We start from the raw sequence: 19,837 nt of genomic DNA on the forward strand, positions 1-19,837 counted from the left end.
CGCGATCACGGCGCTGCGGTCAATCCAGATTGGGCCGCAACCAGCGCTCTGCGGTCGCAATATCCACACCGCGGCGCGCGGCGTAATCTTCCAGTTGGTCGCGACCAATGCGTGCAACGCCGAAATACTGGCTTTCCGGATGTCCGAAGTAGAAACCGCTGACCGCTGCCGTAGGATACATGGCGAAGTTTTCCGTCAGGGTCAGGCCGGTGTGCTTTTCCGCGTCGAGCAGGTCGAACAGGACGGGCTTCAGGCTGTGGTCGGGACAGGCCGGATACCCCGGCGCAGGGCGAATACCGCGGTACTCTTCCTTTATCAGCGCCGTATTGGTCAGCTGTTCCTGCGGCGCATAGCCCCACAGGTCGGTGCGCGTGAACTGGTGTAGACGCTCAGCAAAGGCTTCCGCGAAACGGTCGGCCAGTGCCTTGAGCAGGATGTCGGAGTAGTCGTCCTTATCCTCGAGGAAGCGCTTGGAATGCGGCTCTATCCCGTGGATGCCGACGGCGAACCCGCCGATCCAGTCGCCCGCCGGGTCAATGAAATCGGCCAGGCACATATTGGCGCGGTCGCGCGACTTCTTCACCTGCTGGCGCAGGAACGGCAGGACCACGTGCTCTTCGCGATCAACGCGGTGGATGGTGACATCGTCCCCGTCGCGTGCGCAGGGCCAGAACCCTGCAACGCCCTTCGCGGTCAGCCACTTTTCCTCGACGATCCGGTCGAGCATGGCGTTGGCATCATCGAACAGCTGCTGGGCAGTTTCGCCGACCACATCATCAGTCAGGATTGCCGGATAATTCCCGTGCAATTCCCACGCCCGGAAGAAGGGAGTCCAGTCGATATATTCGCGCAGGTCCGCGAGGTCCCAATCATCGAAGGGATGGATTCCCGGCCTTAGTGGCGGCGCCGCCTTGTCAGACAGGAAGGCGTCGTAAAAATTCGCTCGTGCCTCTTCGATCGGGAGCAGGACACTCTGACCTTTGCCAGCCCGCGCATCGCGTACCTTCTGGTAGTCGGCGGCTGTCGTATCCACGAATTCGTCGCGCTGGGTGTCGGATAGCAGGCGGCTGGCAACGCCAACCGCGCGGCTCGCGTCGAGCACGTGGATAACGGGCCCGTCATAAGCCGGATCGATGCGTAGCGCCGTGTGGACCTTGCTGGTGGTCGCGCCGCCGATCAGCAGCGGCATCGTCATTTCCTCGCGCTGCATTTCCTCTGCCACGGTGACCATCTCGTCCAGCGAAGGCGTGATGAGACCCGACAGTCCGATCATGTCGGCCTTCTCGTCCCGGGCAGTCTGGAGGATCGTGGACCACGGCACCATGACGCCGAGATCGATGACCTCGTAGCCGTTGCATTGCAGAACCACGCCGACGATATTCTTTCCGATATCGTGGACGTCACCCTTTACGGTGGCCATCACGATCTTGCCCTTGGACTGGTCGGCAAGGCCGGACGCTTCCTTTTCGGCTTCGATAAAGGGAATGAGGTGGGCGACGGCCTTTTTCATCACGCGTGCGGATTTCACCACCTGCGGCAGGAACATCTTGCCGCTGCCGAACAGGTCGCCGACCACGTTCATGCCGTCCATCAGCGGGCCTTCGATCACCTCGATCGGGCGGTCGAACTGCTGGCGCGCCTCTTCGGTATCACTGACTACATGCGCATCGATACCCTTGACGAGCGCGTGCTCGAGGCGGCGCGCCACGTCCCAGCCGCGCCATTCCTCTGCGGCTTTCTCGTCGGCCGCAGTCTTGCCCTTGTAGCTTTCGGCAAGGTCGATCAGCCGCTCTGTGGCGCCCTCGCGGCGCATGAGGATAACGTCCTCGCACGCTTCGCGCAGTTCGGGGTCGATCTGGTCATAGACGTCGAGCTGGCCCGCATTGACGATGGCCATATCGAGCCCGGCGGGGATCGCGTGATAGAGGAAGACCGAGTGCATCGCTCGGCGCACGGTTTCATTGCCGCGGAAGCTGAAGGACAGGTTCGATAGGCCCCCGCTGGTCTTGGCATGCGGGCAACGCTGCTTGATCTCGCGCACCGCCTCGATGAAATCGAGCCCGTAGCGGTCGTGCTCCTCGATACCGGTCGCCACGGCGAAAATGTTCGGATCGAAGATGATGTCTTCCGCGGGAAAGCCGATCCCGGCCAGCAGGTCGTAAGCCCGCGCACAGATTTCGACCTTGCGCTCTTTCGTGTCGGCCTGACCGGTCTCGTCGAAGGCCATCACGACAACGGCCGCACCGTAATCCATGCAGATGCGTGCGTGTTCGAGGAAAGCCTCTTCGCCTTCCTTCATGCTGATCGAATTGACGATCGGCTTGCCCGAAACGCATTTCAGGCCCGCCTCGATCACTTCGAATTTCGAACTGTCGATCATGACCGGAACGCGCGCGATATCCGGCTCGGCGGCGATCAGCTTGAGGAACGTCGTCATCGCCTTTTCGGCGTCCAGCAGGCCTTCGTCCATGTTGACGTCGATTATCTGCGCGCCGTTCTCGACCTGCTGGCGGGCGACTTCGACGGCGGCGTCGTAATCGTCCGCCATGATCAGCTTCTTGAACCGGGCCGAACCGGTCACATTGGTGCGTTCGCCGATATTGACGAAGCGGGCGGTTGTGAGGTCACTCATCAGGCGGCAATCGTGAAAGGTTCAAGTCCGGCGAGACGCATTTCCGGCTCGCGCGACGGGACTGCGCGCGGTCTCAGGCCTTCGACGGCCCGCGCCATCGCCGCGATATGCTCCGGCGTGGAACCGCAGCAACCGCCCAGCGCATTGATGCGGCGATTTTCCGCCCACACGCGGGTCAGCGCGGCGGTCGTCTCCGGCACTTCGTCATATTCGCCGAGATCGTTCGGCAAGCCCGCATTGGGATAGGCCATCAGATAGGTATCCGCGATATCGGACAGGATCTGGACGTGGGGCCGCAATTGCTCCGCGCCGAAGCTGCAATTGAGGCCGATTGTCAAAGGCTTGGCGTGACGCACCGTGTGCCAGAACGCCTCCACCGTGTGGCCGGAAAGGTTGCGGCCCGAAAGGTCGGTCAGGGTGAGCGAGATCATCAGGGGGATGTCCTGGCCGAGCTCGCGCTCCAGCTGCTTCACCGCCATGATCGCAGCCTTGCAATTGAGCGTATCGAAGACCGTCTCGACCAGGATGAAATCGGCCCCGCCCTCGATCAGCGCCGCGCATTGTTCGCGGTAGACGTCGACGATCTCGTCGAAGCTCACTTCGCGAAAGCCCGGATCTTCGACGTCGGGCGAAAGGGACAGGGTCTTGTTGGTCGGACCCACCGCCCCCGCGACAAAACGCTGCACGCCGTCCTCACGCGCATCTACTGCCTCACGGATGATGCGCGCGGCTGAAACATTGATCTCCCGCACCAGCGCTTCTGCACCATAATCCGCCTGGCTGATCCGGTTGGCGTTGAAGGTGTTGGTTGCAAGGATGTGCGCGCCTGCATCGATGTAGCTGTCGCAAATTTTGCGGATCACCTGCGGCTGGGTTAGGTTCACAAGGTCGTTATTGCCCTTCTGGTCCTGCGCCAGAGCGGTGCCGGCCGCATAGTCTTCGGGCGCAAGATTGGCCCGCTGTATCTCGGTGCCGTACGGGCCGTCCTTGACCAGGATACGCTTTGCAGCGGCGGCGATGAAATCGTCTCTCTTGGACATTGTCAGACCTTCGGGCGCAGGCCGAGCATATGGCAGATCGCGTAGCTCAGCTCTGCGCGGTTGAGGGTGTAGAAATGAAACTGGCGAACGCCGCCGGCATAGAGGCGGCGGCACATTTCAGCGGCGATCGTGGCCGAAACCAGCTGCCGGGCATCGGGCTTCTCGTCGAGTCCGGCAAATAGTCCTTCCATCCAGTCCGGAATGCCGGTTCCGCACAGGCCGCTCATGCGCTGGACCGCGCCGAAGCTCAGCACCGGCATGATCCCTGGCACTATCTCGCCCTCGATCCCGGCGGCGACGGCCTTGTCGCGAAAATCGAAGAAACATTCGGGCTCGAAAAAGAATTGCGTGATTGCGCGGGTCGCCCCCGCATCGAACTTACGCTTCAGATTGTCGAGGTCGGCCTGGCGATCGGGCGAATCCGGATGAACTTCGGGATAAGCTGCCACCGAAATTTCGAAGTCGGCTACGCGTTTGAGGCCCGCGATCAATTCTACCGCATTGGCATAGCCACCGGGGTGGGGCTTGTAGGCGGCCCCGCCTTCCGGCGGGTCGCCGCGCAGGGCGACGATGTGGCGGACGCCCTCTTCCCAATATTCGCGCGCCACCGCGTCTACTTCCTCGCGGGTCGCGTTGACGCAGGTCAGATGGGCGGCCGCAGGCATGGAGGTTTCGTTGACGATCCGGCGAACTGCGGCATGCGTACGCTCGCGGGTGGAGCCGCCCGCGCCATAGGTGACCGACACGAAACGCGGCGACAGTGGGGCAAGCGTCTCGACGCTCTCCCACAAGGTCTGCGCCATTTTGTCGCTCTTGGGCGGAAAGAATTCGAAGCTGACCTCGATGTCACCGGCAAGTCCGGAGAAAAGCGGCGTCTCGAGGGCGCGCTGCGCTTCGCGCATCTGGTCGAGTGTCGGGCTCACATTGCTTTCCTTGCTGGGGCCGCGATGCGGCGTGCGACCCATATTTTCACGGCGAGTTCCCCATCCTCAAGCGCGACGGGCTGGTCCGGATCGTAACCGGCCTCGGCGAGCAGGCCTGCCATGTGATCGTCGGCGAAGCCAAGGCGGGCGTGCGCATGCCGCTCGCGCAACTCCTCGCGGTGATGCGCGGCGAAGTCGACAATCGCGATCCGGCCGCCTTCGCGCGTCACGCGCGCCGCTTCGGTCAAAACGAGGCTGGGATCGTTCGCAAAGTGCAGGACCTGGTGGAACATCACCGTATCGAAGCTGTCCGCCGGGAACGGAAGCGAGGCGAAGTCTCCCTGCATCAGTTCCACCCTGTCGGCAGGCAGGTGCTGGAGTTTCGCCCGTGCCACCCGCAGCATTGCCAGGCTCTTGTCCAAGGCGACGATGTGGTCCGCTCGTTGCGCGAAGAGTTCGGCCATGCGTCCCGTCCCGGTTCCGATGTCGAGCAGCCGCCCCAGTCGCCCGTCGCCCAAGGCGGATCGCAGGGCGCTTTCAACCTCGTCGTCGGAGGAATGCAGGCGGCGGAGTTCATCCCAGTCGTGGGCATGATCGGCGAAATATTGCTCTGCCTGCTGTTCGCGGGCGGACCGAATTTCCGAAAGCTTGCGCCGGTCGGCCGCGCAAAGACCTGCAAACTCTTCGTCGACCCGCTCTGCCTGGCAAAGCAAATCGAGGATCTCGTTTCCCAAAGGGGCATCGCCGCGAGCGCGCAGGAAGATCCAGCTCCCTTCGCGCCTACGCTCGGCTAACCCGGCATCGCACAGGATCCCAATATGGCGGGACACGCGTGGCTGGCTCTGCCCCAGCACCTGCGCGACTTCACCTACGGCGAGTTCCATCGAGCCCAGAAGACGCAGGATGCGCATCCGGGTCGGATCAGAAAGGGCACGGAAGATTGCTTCGGTCCGCATTGGAGCAACATATAAAGATATTTTTATATGTGTAAATCGCGCGCGTCAATTTTGATGAGCCGAGTGCCTGGGGCGATGAAACGCACTTCGCGCTAACTCTTAATTTACCACTGTTCGCCACAATTTTCTCCTGAATTTCCAGCGCCGCCATGTCTTGGACGGCCGCACCTTCGGGAGGATCGATGCCCAAGCGTTTTCAGCCCTGGCCCCGGCCGGTGCGGCAGCCCCTTACGGGCTGGACAGAAAGCGTAGCGCCATGATCCATTCCATGCCGGATCCCGATGGCGAACGCGTCGTCTCCGATCTCCTCGCTTACATGACGACCGAGGAAAAGGCCGGCCAGCTTGCGATAGTCACCGCGCCCGAACCGCAGGATCGCGCGGAAGTCGAACGCTTTACGCAGGCCTTGCGGAGCGGACGCGTGACTGCGGTCGAGGGCATCGGTTCGAAAATCCAGGCCGAAGCGTTCCAGCAGATCGCAATCGAGGAATCGCGGCTTGGCATCCCGCTCCTTTTCCCCATGGAAACGGGGACCGGCATCGAAACGATCTTTCCTGCCCCAGTGGCGGCTGCGGCAAGCTGGGACATGGAAGCGATCTCGAATGCGGAAGCGGTAATCGCCCAGGAAGCGCATGCCTTGGGTTGCAATTGGGCACTTGCGCCGGACGCAGGCTACTTGCCCTCCAACATGCAGGCCGAGGATGGGCACGAAAGCCAGGTTGATCTCGTCGCGGCCCTGGCCGCTGCCCGGGTGCGCGGATTGCAGGGACTTGGCGATCCCTCACGCGAAGGCGTCCTCGCCTGCCTCGACCTTTCCCCGATCATCGGCAAGGCCGCAGCAGGCAGCGCCCAGGGCAAGGAAATTGCCGAAGCCATGCGCGTCGCGGCCAAGGTCGCGGAACAGGGTTATCTTGGGTCAATTTCGGTGGGCGGCGGCACCGTCCAGCAGCGCCGTGAAGCGCGAAAGGCTTTCTCCTTCCTCGAGGCAGCGGGAGCATTTGACGGCATCATCCTGTCCGAATGGAAGGCGCTGGCTGCAGCGGCACGCGACAGCGAACCGATCGAGAGCGGCGATTCAATGCCGGTGGATGCGCTCGTTGCCGCCGTCGAGAGAGGCAAGATACCGCTCGCCCGACTTGACGACGCCGTCACCCGCGTTTTGCGCGCCAAATATGCGCTTGGACTTTTCACTCTCCCGCTCGGCAAGGAAGCCGTGCGAAGTCGCGGCAGCCTACCAACCCCGATCCAGAATCGCGAGACCGCCCTTACCCTTGCCAAGCGCTCGATTGTGCTACTGCGCAACGAACCGGCCATGCTTCCGCTCGGTTTCGATTCAGGCGACCTTCTGGTCATCGGTGCACCGGCTTCGGATCGAAGAGCGCCCTTGGCAGGCCGGACCGGATACGCCGCAAGCCTGATCGATGGTCTAGAGCAACTCGGCGTGCCGCATAAATTCGCACCCGGCCTCGCCCTGCGCCACGATAACGACGGAATTGGCCGGATGATCGAAGCCGACAGCATGGCGATCGGCATGGCGTGCGAGGCGGCCAAACGGACCCGCACCGTAATCGTGACCTTGGGCCCGCGCACAGGCAGCGATTTGGCCGAGGCGGAAAGGCAACTGCTTGCTTCGCTGCGCACGGTGACCGACCGTATCGTGCTTGTGACACTTGGGTCTACTCCGCTCGATCCGATTATCGGTAGCGAACCTCTCGCGTGCGTATTGCACGCGGGCCAGCTCGGCACGATGAGCGGTCATGCGATAGCGGAAATCCTTACAGGTGAAGCGGCGCCGACCGGAAAGCTCCCGGTGGCGATTAAGGCCTCGTCGCAAAGCCACGGCCTGCCCTTCGGCCATGGCCTGCATTATGCGGACTTTGCCCTGACCGATTTCACTCTCGACCTTGCGTCCGATCGCGTTGTCGCGAGCGTCAGTATCCGCAATCTCGCGGAGGTCGCCGGCGTAGAGACTGTGCAGCTCTACCTGCGGCGCTATCGCGGCAACCATCTACCCAGCCGCCTGCACCTACGCGGTTTCCAGCGAATCTCGCTCGCTCCCGGCGAACGCCGATCCGTGACCTTCGAGATCGGCCGCAAGGAGATCGGCCAGCACCGCGAGGACGGGCGGTACTTCGCCGAAGGCGGACGCTACGACGTTCGGATCGGGCTTTCGTCGAAACGTGTGCTGGGCGGCGAGATCGAAGTGCCCGATGCAATTGCGCGCGCCATGACAAGTTCGTTTGGCCACGGCCAAACCTCGTTCGCAGGGCAGCGAAGGGCTTGAGGCGAGGCACCGCGTTTAGCGCAGCGCCTCACCTTCATGGCCTGATTATACGGCAGCGTCGCGCTTGACCGTGATAACCTGCGGATTGGTGAACTCCTTGAGGCCGTCGAGGCCGTATTCCGCACCGATGCCCGATTGCTTATGCCCGCCGAAGGGCGTGAAGGGCGAAAGCTGCATGAATTCATTGATCCAGACGGTGCCGGTTTCGAGCTGCTCGGCAATCTCGACGCCCTTTTCCGTGTCCTTGGTCCAGACCGCGCCGGCGAGACCGTATTCGGAATTGTTCGCACGCTCGATGGCTTCTTCGACAGTCGAGAATTTCATCAGCGGCATGACCGGTCCGAACTGCTCTTCCGCCACGATGCGTGCATCCTCCGGCGGATTGTCGAGGATGGTGATCGGCACGTAATATCCGGTGCCCGAAGGGTCGGTGTCGCCACCGGTCAGAAACTGGTAGCCATTGTCCTTCGCGTCCTGGATCAGCTCGCAAACACGCTCGAACTGCTTCTTGTTCTGGATCGGCCCGACCCCTGTGCCCTGCTGCGAGCCGTCGCCGACGACGACGCCCTTCGCATATTCGGCAATCGCCTTGCTGAGATCGTCATAGATGTCCTCGTGGATGTAGATGCGCTTGGCCGCGATGCAGACCTGGCCGGCGTTGGAAAAGCTCGACCAGAACAGCTGCTCGGCCACTTTCTCTACATCGGCATCTGGCAGGACGATGGAGGCGTCGTTGCCGCCGAGTTCCAGCGTGATGCGCTTAAGGTCGCGCGATGCGCCTTCCATGATCTTCTTGCCGGTGGCGGTGGAGCCGGTGAAGGTGATCTTGTCGATGCCCGGATGCTCGGTGATCATCGGTCCGAGTTCGTCGGGGCCGGTGATGATGTTGACCGTACCGGCAGGCACGACGTCCTTGATCAGTTCCGCAATGCGCAGCGTTGTTAGCGGGGTGAACGGCGAGGGTTTCAGCACGATCGTGCACCCTGCCACCAAGGCGGGCACGATCTTCTGGATCGCCATCATGATCGGGAAGTTCCACGGCACGATGCCGCCGACCACGCCAACCGGTACGCGCCGCGTGCGTGACAGGCGGGTGTCGTCGTCCTGGTTGATCACATCATCGAGGGTCAGGGTCGACTGCGCTGCGGCAAGTCCTGCCGCGCCGTAAATTTCCTGCTGCGCCTGCGCATGGGGCTTGCCCTGCTCGCTGGTTAGGAGGCGATACAGTTCATCCGCATTGTCCTTGATCGCGGCCGCAATGCCCTGGACCACTTTCTGACGTTCTTCCGCGCTCGTTTTCTTCCAGCTCTTGAAGGCGCGGCGGGCTGCATCGACGGCCCGGTCGAGTTCGTCCTTCGTGCACGATGGCACGACCCCGATGACCTGTTCGTTGGCGGGATTGACGACCTCGATCGTCTCGGAGGTGGTGATCATTTCTCCGTCGATCAGGTTGGCATAGGCTTTGGTCATCGTCTCTCTCCTCAAGCGCAAGAATCGGTTGCTTATCGAGACCCTATAGGTCGAACGCCCGCCCGACAATCCGACTCAATCGAAGGATACCTGAGCGGTCAGATAGTCGAAGGTGAATCGGGTGCCTCCGCAAGTGCGGTGCCGTATCCCCTTCGGTAAAGGTTCGTGGGGCAAACCCGCATCGCTTGCTGCCCTTTCGACCAAGCGGTCGAACATGCTCCCTTCGGGCCATGTGCAGCAAAGCCGGACGTTGCAATGGCGATAGCTGCAAACCTCTGCCGTTTTCGCCACGAATTCCGGTTCGGCTTCGCCTTCATAATGGTCGAGCCACCCCTTCGCAGTCCATCCGTCTCCGGCCATCTGCAACCTGTTCGACAGGCTCTCGCTCCTGACGACCTTACCGCCGATCAGATCAGCGAATTCCTGATCGGCCAAGCCGCTCGGAATTGCGAAATCCGCATCGCGTGTGGCTGTCCTCGGGCCGACGACGATCTGGCCATCGAATCTCTTCAAGGCGTCGGCGAGACCCCCTGTCATCACCGGAAGGCAGGGGACTACGACCAGCGAATACCCCTCCAGTCCGGTTTCGGGAGGGAGGATATCGACATTGAGGCCCAACCTCCGCAACGATGAGTAGGCGGAGAATGCAGCCCACAAGGCGGAGCGCCCTTCCCCCTGCGGCTGGATCTGGGTGATCCATTCACTGTCGTACGAGAAAATAAGCGCAGCGTGCTTGGGCGCGTCGCCAACTGCACCCAAAGACGCGACATCTTGTACCGCCGAGGATGCCTCTGCGAAGGCCGGCGCGGGCTCTCCGTCCGGCCTCAGCAGGCCTGCGTGCATCTGTTCCTGCGCCTTTGGAAATTGCCGCCAGCGGAAATAGCTGACCATTTCCGCCCCATGCGCGAAAGCTTCCAAGGTCCAGAGCCGGGTCATGCCGGGCAAAGGCGCGGGATTGTAGCGCGCCCAATTGACCGGCCCCGGCTGCTGTTCGAGCACGTTCCAGCGCCCGTCCTTCGCGCACCCGCGGTAAAGGTCATGGTGGAATGCGGCGATGTCGGGATGCCCCTGACGCGCAAAGTCACGCTTCTCTTCCTCGGTGAAGCGGAACATCTCGAGGAAGCCGAGCGGGTAGCTGTCCCAGCCCAGTACATCGAGGTCCTGCGCAAGGTCGTGATGGTCGTAACCGGTGTAGAAGCCCATCGCGTTGTGCATGATGTCGCGACCGGGTGATGCCTCGCGCAGGATCTCGACCTGCGCCCTGTTGAACCGGACAACCTGGTCCGAAGAAAACCGACGGAAAGCCAGCCAATGCGCCGGATTGGCTTCCGTCACTGTCCGGTCGGGTAGCTCGATTTCGTCGAAGGAACGGTATTCCATCGACCAGAACACGTTCCCCCAAGCCTCATTGAGCGTCGCTACAGAGCCATAACGTTCGGCAAGCCAGCGGCGGAAGGCGTGGCGTGCGGCAGGCGAGAAGCTTTGCACCGTATTATGGCAGCCGTACTCGTTATCGGTCTGCCAGCCGACCACGCCCGGATGCTGTCCGTATCGCTCCGCCACGACGCGCGTGATCCGCCGCGCTTCTGCGCCGTAGCCTTGGTGACTGAAGCAATAGTGCCGCCTCGAACCGAACCCGCGCAGCTGTCCCTCGCGATCGACCGCCAGCATGTCCGGCATGCGGTCGACGAGCCACTTCGGCGGCGTCGCGGTCGGCGTACCCATGATGATGCCCAGCCCCGCCGAGTGCAGCGTCTCGACCGCGCGGTCGAGCCAGTCCCAATCGTATTGACCGGGTTCGGGCTCGATGCGGCTCCACGCGAATTCACCGATCCGGACACGGGTGAGCCCGATCTCGCGCATCAGGCGCGCATCCTCGGGCCAACGCTCCTCGGTCCAGTGTTCGGGATAATAGCAAACGCCGAGGTGCATCACTGTCTCTCCATGCGCTTGCGTCTATCGCCGAATATGCGATGGATGCCAGCCTATTCGGGAGGGAATGGTGTTCGGCGATACAGCGGATTTCGCGAATGCGGGGCAGCTCGCGGTTTTTGTCGGGCTGACGGCTCTCGTCGCGCTGCTGACCTGGTGGAAGGTCAGAAGCGCAAAACACGACGGATCTCAAAAAGACGTCTTCCTTGCCGGCAAGGGCCTGAGCTGGGTCTTCGTGGCTGGCGCAATTACGCTCACCAACCTGTCGACCGACCAGCTGGTCGGGATGAACGGCAACCAGATGTTGCTGCTGGCATGGTGGGAGATCGCGGGCTTTGTCGGCCTGATGACACTCGCCTTCGTTTTCGTGCCGCTTTACTATCGGTACAATTGCACCACGGTCACGGAATTGCTCGAAAGGCGCTATGACGGACGTTCAATCCGCACGCTGATCTCGGCGATCTTCATACTCGGTAACCTGCTGATCTATCTTCCTGCTGCGCTTTATTCGGGAGGATTGTTCCTGCAATCGCTGTTCGGGGCAAATGTGCCATTGCTGGCCTTCTCTCTCGGCCTGGCCCTGATCGGCGCGGCCTACACGATTTTCGGCGGTCTGAGGGCTGTGGCCGTGATGGACACATTCTCCGGTATCGGGATCCTGTTCCTCGCCCTCGTCATCGTATTCCTCGCGCTGGCGGCGGTCGATTTCGACATCGTGACTGGCGTGCCGCCGGAAAGGTTGAGCATGATCGGCAGCGCCGACAGCCCGATCCCGTTCCACACGCTCTTCACCGGCATGGCATTCATCCAGATCTTCTACTGGTCGACCAACCAGAACATCACGCAAAAGGCGATGGCCGCGCCCACCGTCAAGGAGGCGCAAAAGGGCGTATTCGCAGCTGCAGCCGTGCGTATCCTCGTGGTCCCGCCGATCGTGGTGATCCCGGGCGTCGTCGCCTTCAAGCTGTTCGGCGACGTCGGCGATGCCGCTTACGGCCGCCTGGTCGCCGAGGTCCTGCCGAGCTGGCTCTCCGGCGCATTCGCGGCCATGGTCGCCGCCGCAGTGATCACGACTTTCAGTGCGGTGCTCAATTCCACCGTTGCGCTCTATTCGGTCGACTTCCACGAGCGTTTTATCGGCGAAGTGAAGAACCACTGGAAGCTGGGCGCAGCCATGAGCGTGGTTGCTACCATCCTCGCCATGATCATGGTCCCGCTGTTCCAAAATGCGGAGAGCATCATCAACCTGCTCCAGCAGCTGAACGGGCTTTCCTCGATGCCGATCCTGTCGGCCTTCATCGTCGGATTGTTGTTTCGCAATGTTGCTGCGCGCTCGGCTATCGCCGGGGTGGTCTGGGGTATCTCGCTCTACGGCCTGTTTACCTTCAACGCGGCATTCGCGGAGGCGGTCGGGATCCACTACATCGATTTCATGGTAATTACGCTGCTGACCTCGGTCGTCGCCGCACTCGGGTTCAACAGGCTGGTTCTGGGTCGCCGGGCGCAGTGGCTGGGGCTCTCCCTGTTCCGCGCCAAGCCCGAAGCCGCCGCCGAGGTATGAGCGACGCCGAGCTCCTCGAACTCCACGGTGATGAGTGGAGCCAGGTAATCGAACGATTGCCACAGGGCGGTTTCGCATGGCGGCACCTTGGCGCTCGGCTGGAGCCCGGTGTGCTTCCGGCGGCACGCGATCTCCTGGGCGCGACGACGTTTTCCCTGAATGAACCGTTGGCGCTGCCGGTTTTCCCCGTCGCCGGCTCCGGATGGTTCGGACCGTCCGCAGCGGAACTCCTTCGCGAAGACACGCGCCGGATCGACCTCGAGCTCAGAAGCTTTTCTGCGACGGTCACGGACGATCGGGTCGAACTGGTTTGCAGCGATGAGCGCGAGCAGGTCTCCTTCGTCACGCGCTTTTCGAAACTTGCGACCGGTCTCGCCGTGGAGACCGAGGTGACGAACGAGGGCGATGACCCGGTCATCCTTTCCTCGCTCGCCAGCGCCTTTCTCCCCCTGCCGCCAAGCGCCACGCATCTGGTATCCTGGCGTGGCCGCCACGCAGCCGAATTCGAGGAATGTGTCGAAGCGATGCCCGCGCATGGCTGGCAGCGCGAAACTCGCGAAGGCATGACCGGTCATGGTGGGCCTCCGGCATGCCAGGTCCTTTGCAGCGGATGCGGATGGTATTCCGGTCTTGCCCTGTCGGCGCAATTGGCGTGGTCGGGAGACACCCGCATCGCCATCGAGCGACACGACGAGGGGGCTTGGCTGCTCACGGCGGAGGCCATCCATGTGCCGGGCGAAATACGCTTGGCGCCGGGCGAACGCCATCGCGCACCACAGCTGATGGTCGCCATATCGCGTTCGGGGCGAAATGGGATTGCTGCCCAGCAACACGCCATGGTGCGGTCGGTTGTCGAATGGCCCAACGGTACAATGCGCCCGCGTCCGGTACACCTCAACAGCTGGGAAGCTTGCTATTTCGCGCATGACCAGGCGCGGATGAAGGAATTGGCGAGTGCGGCTGCCGACATCGGCGTAGAGCGCTTCGTTCTCGACGATGGCTGGTTCGACGGACGAGAGGGCGATTGCGCGGGCCTCGGCGACTGGACGCCGGACCAGCGCAAATATCCTGCCGGGCTGGCACCTCTCGCCGAGCACGTTCAAGCGCTCGGCATGGAGTTCGGGCTTTGGGTCGAGCCGGAGATGATCAACCCGGACAGCGACCTGTTTCGCGCGCATCCCGATTGGGTGCTCGGCGCAAACGGTCGATCGAAACCGACTGCACGCAATCAGCTTGTGCTCGACATGCGGCGTCCGGATGTGCGCGATCATCTCTACGAGAAGCTCGACGGGCTGCTTTCTGCAACGCCGATCTCCTATCTTAAATGGGATCACAACCGGGCGCATGCTCCAGCCGGCGGCTCGGCACAAACGCGTGGCACTTACGATTTGCTGGCGCGCATCCGTGCCGCCCACCCGCATGTCGAGATCGAGAGCTGCGCCGCTGGAGGCGGCCGGATCGATGCGGGCATCGCCCGTTTCGTCCACCGGTTCTGGACCAGCGACAACATCGATGCCCTCGCGCGGATTCCCATGCAAAGGGCTTTTACGGCCTTCATGCCACCGGAACTGATGGGCGCCCATGTGGGTGCATCTCCCAGCCACGCAACAGGGCGATCCCAGGCGCTCGATCTTCGCGCGGCAATAGCATCGCAAGGGCACTTCGGCATCGAGCTTGACCCGAGCCAACTGGATCCGGCCGAGCGTCGCGAAATTGCGGCCTGGATCGACTTCTACAAAAATTGGCGCCGCCTGGCACATGGCGGAGAAACCGTGCTCGGCGAGGGGCCAAACGGCATCCTGTGGCAGGCCCAGGGCGATGGCAGCGAGTATATTCTCTGGATATCGCGCGCGCAGATGTCGCATGAACGACGCGACGCACCCCTTCCCCTGCCTTTCGCAGCCGGGCGCGACTGGCGGGTGAAACTCCTCGAACAGGCAGGTAGGAGCCACGTCCTTGCTGCGCGAAATGCCAAGGCAATCGATGCGATGAAACACGCTGCCCGCACCTTCAGCGGTTCATGGCTGGCCGCCGCAGGACTGCCTCTCCCCGCGCTAACTGCCGAGAGCGCGGCAATCTTTCACCTGGAGGCTGTGTGACCGATCCCCTGCCCCATCGCCGGAAAAATCTGCTCACGGGCGAGTACGTACTGGTTTCACCCCAGCGCATGGCGCGCCCTTGGCAGGGCGAACGTAAGAACGACCAAGCCCAAAATCGCCCTTTGCATGACCCCGATTGCTACTTGTGTCCCACGAACGCGCGTAGCGGCGGTGAAACAAATCCCGATTACGAGGGCACCTTCGTTTTCCCAAATGACTTCCCCGCCCTGCTCGAAGAGAGCGGAAGCGATTTTGATGACGATCTCTTCGTTGAAAAGCCTGCGCGCGGCGAAGCCAGGGTTATCTGTTATTCGCCGGATCACTCTGCCACGCTCGCGCGCATGACGGGTGAAGGCCGCCGGGCGGTTGTCGATACATGGTGCGACATTTCAAGCGATCTCGGATCGCGGTGGGCCAATGTCCAGATATTCGAGAACAAGGGCGCGATGATGGGCGCTTCCTCACCACATCCACATGGGCAGGTTTGGGCCAGCGATTTCCTTCCTTCCACCGTCCAGAAGGAAGACGAGCGTCAACGCGACTACTATGGGATGCGCGGAGAGCCCCTCCTTGGGGCCGTCGCGGAGCGGGAGTTGCAAGGTAGTGAGCGCATGCTCGCGCAGAACGAGCACTGGATCGCCATTGTCCCGCACTGGGCAGCCTGGCCCTTCGAGACGCTGCTGATCGCGCGGGGCGAGATCCGGAGGCTGGAAGATCTTGGCGAAGGTAGTCGGGCGGATCTGAGCGAGATCCTCGGCACCCTGCTGCCTGCCTACGACCGCCTTTTCGACACCGATTTTCCCTATTCCATGGGATGGCACGGTGCGCCGCATGAACTCGGCAAAGAGTGCGCCCATTGGCGCCTTCATGCGCATTTCTATCCACCGCTTCTGCGTTCGGCCGATATTCGCAAGCACATGGTCGGCTTCGAGCTGCTCGGCGAGACGCAGCGCGACCTGACACCGGAAGCTGCCGCAGAACGGATCAGGGGCGAAATACGATGAGCGAGACTTTGATCCACGAGGCCGCGCGCCGGTTTACGGCCACTTTCGGCGACCTTCCGGCAGGGACCGTGTTCGTGCCGGGCCGCGTCAACCTGATCGGGGAGCATGTCGACTATAACGACGGGCTGGTCCTGCCCATGACGGTGCGAGAAGGAACGGCTGTATCCTGGGCGCGCGCCGACCACGCGCATATTTCAATCCGCGCAGCTGACCTTGGGGAGAGCGACCATTTCGCCTCTTCGGAGCCGCCCCGCCCGCATGACACAAGCTGGCGATCCTATGTCAGGGGGATGGTTGCCGAATTGGGGCTTCCGGCCGATGCGGGAGTGGACATGCTCGTACATGGCAATCTTCCGCGAGGGTCGGGCCTGTCGTCCTCGGCGTCGTTCTGCGTGGCATTGGGCCGTGCACTGAACGATGCGCTGGGCCTAGGGCTGGATGCGATATCGCTCGCCAAAGCTGCCCAGCGAACCGAGCACGAATGGGCGGGCGTTGCCTGCGGCATCATGGACCAGGTGGCGGTGGCAGCAGGGAATGCCGGACGGGCATTGCTCCTCGATTGCCGCGATCTGGCGATGCAGCAGTTCGCATTACCGCCCGACTGGGCTGTGGCGATCGTCGATAGCGGCGTGACCAGAGGACTTGTCGACGGCGAATACAACTCGCGCCGAGAGCAGTGCGAGAAAGCCGCGCGAAAGCTCGGTCTCGCGAGCCTGCGCGACGCAGACAGAGGCTCGCTCGATAACGCGAACCTGAGCGCGCTCGAATACAAGCGGGCCCTGCACGTAGTGGACGAGATTACCCGTGTTCGGCGAGCGAGCGAGGCAATTGCCGCATCGGACCTGGAGGCAATGACGTGCGTACTACGGGAAGGTCATGTTTCGCTTCGCGACCTCTTCGAAGTCAGCGTCCCCCTTGTCGATCGGCTGGTAGAGGCAGTCGATGACATTCTTAAGGAGCGAGGCGCCGCACGGATGACCGGCGCGGGCTTCGGCGGATCGATCGTGGTCGTCCTCGAACGGGCCGCCCTTCCCGAGCTACAGCAAGCACTGGATCGCCCGGTCCGACCAGTGTTCTAGATAAGGCTACGCACCTCGATCGCCATTGCGACCGACCATTCTTCGCCTGGCTCCAGAACGCGCATCGGCTCCTGACCAGCCTTCCCGTTGAGAGCATCGGTTGCATGGCTGACCGGTTCGACACAGGAAAAATCTTCGTTCTCGGGCACATAGACGGTGGTGCAATCGAGAGCGTCGTCAGGCGTAACTATCGCCTCCATTCCCCTGTCAGGCCAGAGTATTTGCAGAGGACCTTCGCGACCCGTGTAAACGGTGTCGACTACACGTGTTCCGACCGGTTTTCCCTCCCACCAATCCATGGCTCTTTCACGGTGTGAAAGCGTTCGCGGCAGGCATGCCCCGTCGACCTGCCATTCACCGGTATGCAGGCCACGGTAGAGCGTCTGCGATGTGCGCGGGAAATAGGGGTGGAAGCCCAAGCCGGCAGGCATGGGATTATCGCTCTCGTTCGCAACCGAAAGCGATGCCCTGAGGCCAAAGGCGCTTAGTTCGTAGGTGGCCGTGGCGGTAAATGGCCACGGCCAGTCGCCAGCGGGGTGATGAAACCCGATCGTCGCGCTGTGTGCGCCCGCTTCCAAAACGGACCACGGAGAAGTCCAGCCAAAGCCATGCAGCACGGGCTCATGCGAAGCGCTTGGGTGATTGGGCTCAAGATGAACCTTCGTTCCGCGGAACTGGAAGCGCGATTCTTCGACGCGATTGGAGAACGGGACGAGCGGGAAGCAGGAGCTGTCGAGGACACCCCCACCTGCAGCAGGTCGCATGACATCCCGTTCGCGCCACCGAAAGGCAGCCAGGCTCCCACCCGCTTCAGGATTTATAGAAAGCGAATAATCCCCGCTTGCCAGATTGATCCTGTCCATGGCTCGGTCAATCGGCCAACGGGCCCAGAGCCGATTTGAGCTCGCCCAACCACGGCTCGAACGGCTTCCATGCACCCTGCCCGCTGCGATTGATCGGCCTGCGGACCTGTTCGCTGCTTGCTGTGCGCACCGCTCTCTCGGTCCGGTGGAAGTTCAGGCACGCGTCTTCGAAGGGCAATTCGAGAAATTCCAGCATCCTGCGAACCTGACCTTCGAGATCGTCCAGGACGTCCTCATGCTGAATTCTCAGGACCTTGCCCGGCAAGACCTCGTCCCAATGCTCCATAAGACGCACATAGTCTGCGTAATAGCGCCCGATCTCCTCTAGGCCGTAAGTGAATTCCTGCCCTTCCGCGAACAGCTGCTTGAAGGCGGAAAAACAGCAATCCATCGGTGCCCGGCGCGCATCGATTATCTTCGCGTTGGGCAATATCAGGTGGATCAGCCCGATATGGCGAAAATTGTTCGGCATCTTGTCGATGAAGAAGGGCGCACCCTGACGGTGGACCCGCGTATCCTCGATGAATGCTTCGCCGAAATCGCTCAATTGCTCGGGCGTCAGGTCGTGCAGGATAGCCGGATAAAGCGTCTCGCCGGCCTTTCGTCCCCGCAAGCGGTGCGCCAGCGACAAGATATTCGGGAGCTCCAGCGTGCCGTCGATTAGCGAGTGGCTCGCGAGGATCTGCTCCAGCAAGGTCGATCCGGCACGAGGAAGGCCGAGGATGAAGATTGGATCGGGCGCGGGAAAACCTTCGCCCTCGTGCCTGGCAAACAGTTCGGGAGTGCAGAACTCGCGCTGCCTGGCAAGTTCTGCGCTCATGGCATCGGCGCTGTAACGGGTCTGGGTTCGCTTCAGGTCGTTGCCCTGCTCGTAGAAGGAAAAGGCATCGGCATAGGTCTTGCGATCTTCCAGCGCCTTGCCGAGCGAGAAGCAAATGTGCACCCGGTCCATGAAGGCAAGGCCGCCCCGTTCGAGCTGCGCTCGCATCGCCGCGACCTCTTCCTCCGAAAAGCGGTAGGTCTTCAGATTGGCGAGAGCATACCAGGCATCGCCATGATCTGCCTTGGCGGAGATCGCCTTGCGATAGCTGGCAACCGCATCCTCGGTTGCGCCGGTCGTCTTGAGAGCGTGTCCCTTGCTCGTGAGCGTTGCGACATCTTTCGGAAGTTTTTCGAGCACTTGGTCGAAGAGTTCGAAGGCCCGTTCGTAGTCGCCGGTCTGCATGCTCTCGATGGCGAGGTGCGACTGGAACAGCGGGTTATCCGGATCCCTGCGATGAAGCGCCTCTGCCTCTTCGCGCGCGCGGTCGAATTTCTGCCGGCGTCGCAAGGCGTCGATATGGTCGAGCCGAAGCTGGATGCTGTCCGGATCGAAGGCCACGGCGCTTTCGAGCAAGAACTCGGCATCGTCGAGAACGCCGAGTTTGATCCCGATCTGGGCCAGCAAGCGCATTCCTTCGACGTCACGCGGATTGAGGCGCAGGTAATGGCGACAGATTTCTTCTGCCCGCAGCAAGCGCCCCTCGTGAAGATGGTTCGTCACAGCAAGCAGCTCGCGCGGAAGTTCCGAAATCCTGCGCGCCTGCATCGCGGCGGCCCGTGCCTCGCTCTCGTTTCCGCTGGTGACCAGCAATTCTGCAAGGATCCGCCAGCTTGCTTCAAGGGCCGGGTTGTACGTGGTTGCCTTTCGATAGGCGGCGATGGCTTCGGGCAGATTGCCGGTCTTGCGGGCAAGGTGCCCCTGCTCCTGCCATGCTCGGCCGTATTCGGGCATCGCCTCGTGCAATCGGGACAGATACCCAGCGGCTTCTCTATCCCGGTCGAGATAACGGGACGCGACGGCAGCCATATACAAGGCCTCGCCATCACCTTCTTGCGAAGCGAGAACAGCCTGCGCCAATGCAAGGCCGCGCTGGAAATCGCCTGCCTGCATCGCCGATTGGGCCTGCGCCAGCTGTTCCTCGCGAGAGCTCATCAAGATCCCCTAACAAAGA

Annotated in this window: 13 protein-coding genes; 5 read left to right on the forward strand and 8 right to left on the reverse strand. The window is 62.1% G+C overall.

Annotated elements, in window-relative coordinates; all coding sequences use genetic code 11:
* Window positions 1-19: 19 nt before the first annotated feature.
* Genes metH through K3179_RS03135 form a run of 4 tightly spaced genes read right to left on the reverse strand, consistent with a single transcriptional unit; the run spans window position 20 to window position 5,551 of the window.
* Window positions 20-2,632 carry a methionine synthase gene (gene metH, locus K3179_RS03120; RefSeq protein WP_221562422.1) on the reverse strand — a complete coding sequence of 871 codons (2,613 nt, stop codon included), beginning with the start codon at window positions 2,630-2,632 and terminating at the stop codon, window positions 20-22.
* Window positions 2,632-3,672, reverse strand: coding sequence for a homocysteine S-methyltransferase family protein (locus K3179_RS03125; RefSeq protein WP_221562423.1), 1,041 nt, complete (start codon window positions 3,670-3,672; stop codon window positions 2,632-2,634). Before K3179_RS03125 ends, metH begins: the two co-directional genes overlap by 1 nt.
* 2 nt (window positions 3,673-3,674) lie before the next feature.
* Window positions 3,675-4,595: a methylenetetrahydrofolate reductase gene (metF, locus tag K3179_RS03130; RefSeq protein ID WP_345721920.1), complete on the reverse strand. Its 921-nt coding sequence runs from the start codon at window positions 4,593-4,595 to the stop codon at window positions 3,675-3,677.
* The gene (locus K3179_RS03135) at window positions 4,592-5,551 is read right to left on the reverse strand and encodes an ArsR/SmtB family transcription factor (protein WP_221562424.1); all 960 of its coding nucleotides are present in this window, start codon (window positions 5,549-5,551) and stop codon (window positions 4,592-4,594) included. The genes metF and K3179_RS03135 overlap by 4 nt, the downstream gene beginning before the upstream one ends.
* Before the next feature lie 256 nt (window positions 5,552-5,807).
* Between K3179_RS03135 and K3179_RS03140 the strand changes: the two genes are divergently transcribed.
* The gene (locus tag K3179_RS03140; protein ID WP_221562425.1) at window positions 5,808-7,835 is read left to right on the forward strand and encodes a glycoside hydrolase family 3 N-terminal domain-containing protein; all 2,028 of its coding nucleotides are present in this window, start codon (window positions 5,808-5,810) and stop codon (window positions 7,833-7,835) included.
* Window positions 7,836-7,880: 45 nt separating this feature from the next.
* Here the strand turns inward: K3179_RS03140 and K3179_RS03145 are convergent, their stop codons facing one another.
* Both K3179_RS03145 and K3179_RS03150 read right to left on the reverse strand, forming a co-directional pair.
* Complete coding sequence (locus K3179_RS03145) at window positions 7,881-9,305, reverse strand: aldehyde dehydrogenase family protein (protein WP_221562426.1); 1,425 nt, start codon at window positions 9,303-9,305, stop codon at window positions 7,881-7,883.
* A 75-nt stretch (window positions 9,306-9,380) separates the two neighbouring features.
* Window positions 9,381-11,237 carry a beta-galactosidase gene (locus K3179_RS03150; RefSeq protein ID WP_221562427.1) on the reverse strand — a complete coding sequence of 619 codons (1,857 nt, stop codon included), beginning with the start codon at window positions 11,235-11,237 and terminating at the stop codon, window positions 9,381-9,383.
* 70 nt (window positions 11,238-11,307) lie between these two features.
* Between K3179_RS03150 and K3179_RS03155 the strand changes: the two genes are divergently transcribed.
* Genes K3179_RS03155 through galK form a run of 4 tightly spaced genes read left to right on the forward strand, consistent with a single transcriptional unit; the run spans window position 11,308 to window position 16,980 of the window.
* The gene (locus tag K3179_RS03155; protein ID WP_345721924.1) at window positions 11,308-12,798 is read left to right on the forward strand and encodes an SLC5 family protein; all 1,491 of its coding nucleotides are present in this window, start codon (window positions 11,308-11,310) and stop codon (window positions 12,796-12,798) included.
* Window positions 12,795-14,897 carry an alpha-galactosidase gene (locus tag K3179_RS03160; RefSeq protein WP_221562429.1) on the forward strand — a complete coding sequence of 701 codons (2,103 nt, stop codon included), beginning with the start codon at window positions 12,795-12,797 and terminating at the stop codon, window positions 14,895-14,897. The genes K3179_RS03155 and K3179_RS03160 overlap by 4 nt, the downstream gene beginning before the upstream one ends.
* On the forward strand, window positions 14,894-15,901 hold the full coding sequence (locus K3179_RS03165) for a UDP-glucose--hexose-1-phosphate uridylyltransferase (protein WP_345721927.1): 1,008 nt from the start codon (window positions 14,894-14,896) through the stop codon (window positions 15,899-15,901). The genes K3179_RS03160 and K3179_RS03165 overlap by 4 nt, the downstream gene beginning before the upstream one ends.
* Window positions 15,898-16,980, forward strand: coding sequence for a galactokinase (gene galK / locus K3179_RS03170; protein WP_221562431.1), 1,083 nt, complete (start codon window positions 15,898-15,900; stop codon window positions 16,978-16,980). Before K3179_RS03165 ends, galK begins: the two co-directional genes overlap by 4 nt.
* Here galK and K3179_RS03175 read toward each other — a convergent pair.
* Window positions 16,977-17,843, reverse strand: coding sequence for an aldose 1-epimerase (locus K3179_RS03175; RefSeq protein WP_221562432.1), 867 nt, complete (start codon window positions 17,841-17,843; stop codon window positions 16,977-16,979). The two genes, galK and K3179_RS03175, sit on opposite strands and share 4 nt — an antisense overlap.
* A 7-nt stretch (window positions 17,844-17,850) precedes the next feature.
* Window positions 17,851-19,818 carry a tetratricopeptide repeat-containing sulfotransferase family protein gene (locus K3179_RS03180; RefSeq protein ID WP_221562433.1) on the reverse strand — a complete coding sequence of 656 codons (1,968 nt, stop codon included), beginning with the start codon at window positions 19,816-19,818 and terminating at the stop codon, window positions 17,851-17,853.
* Between the last annotated feature and the right edge of the window lie 19 nt (window positions 19,819-19,837).

The organism is Qipengyuania intermedia (assembly GCF_019711615.1).
Classification (GTDB): domain Bacteria; phylum Pseudomonadota; class Alphaproteobacteria; order Sphingomonadales; family Sphingomonadaceae; genus Qipengyuania; species Qipengyuania intermedia.

Bases quoted from the DNA above. Each gene is read 5' to 3' on its own strand.
- metH (WP_221562422.1), bottom strand. From the start codon at position 2,632: ATGAGTGACCTCACAACCGCCCGCTTCGTCAATATCGGCGAACGCACC.
- K3179_RS03125 (WP_221562423.1), bottom strand. From the start codon at position 3,672: ATGTCCAAGAGAGACGATTTCATCGCCGCCGCTGCAAAGCGTATCCTG.
- K3179_RS03150 (WP_221562427.1), bottom strand. From the start codon at position 11,237: ATGCACCTCGGCGTTTGCTATTATCCCGAACACTGGACCGAGGAGCGT.
- K3179_RS03175 (WP_221562432.1), bottom strand. From the start codon at position 17,843: ATGGACAGGATCAATCTGGCAAGCGGGGATTATTCGCTTTCTATAAAT.
- K3179_RS03135 (WP_221562424.1), bottom strand. From the start codon at position 5,551: ATGCGGACCGAAGCAATCTTCCGTGCCCTTTCTGATCCGACCCGGATG.
- K3179_RS03160 (WP_221562429.1), top strand. From the start codon at position 12,795: ATGAGCGACGCCGAGCTCCTCGAACTCCACGGTGATGAGTGGAGCCAG.
- K3179_RS03140 (WP_221562425.1), top strand. From the start codon at position 5,808: ATGATCCATTCCATGCCGGATCCCGATGGCGAACGCGTCGTCTCCGAT.
- K3179_RS03180 (WP_221562433.1), bottom strand. From the start codon at position 19,818: ATGAGCTCTCGCGAGGAACAGCTGGCGCAGGCCCAATCGGCGATGCAG.
- galK (WP_221562431.1), top strand. From the start codon at position 15,898: ATGAGCGAGACTTTGATCCACGAGGCCGCGCGCCGGTTTACGGCCACT.
- K3179_RS03145 (WP_221562426.1), bottom strand. From the start codon at position 9,305: ATGACCAAAGCCTATGCCAACCTGATCGACGGAGAAATGATCACCACC.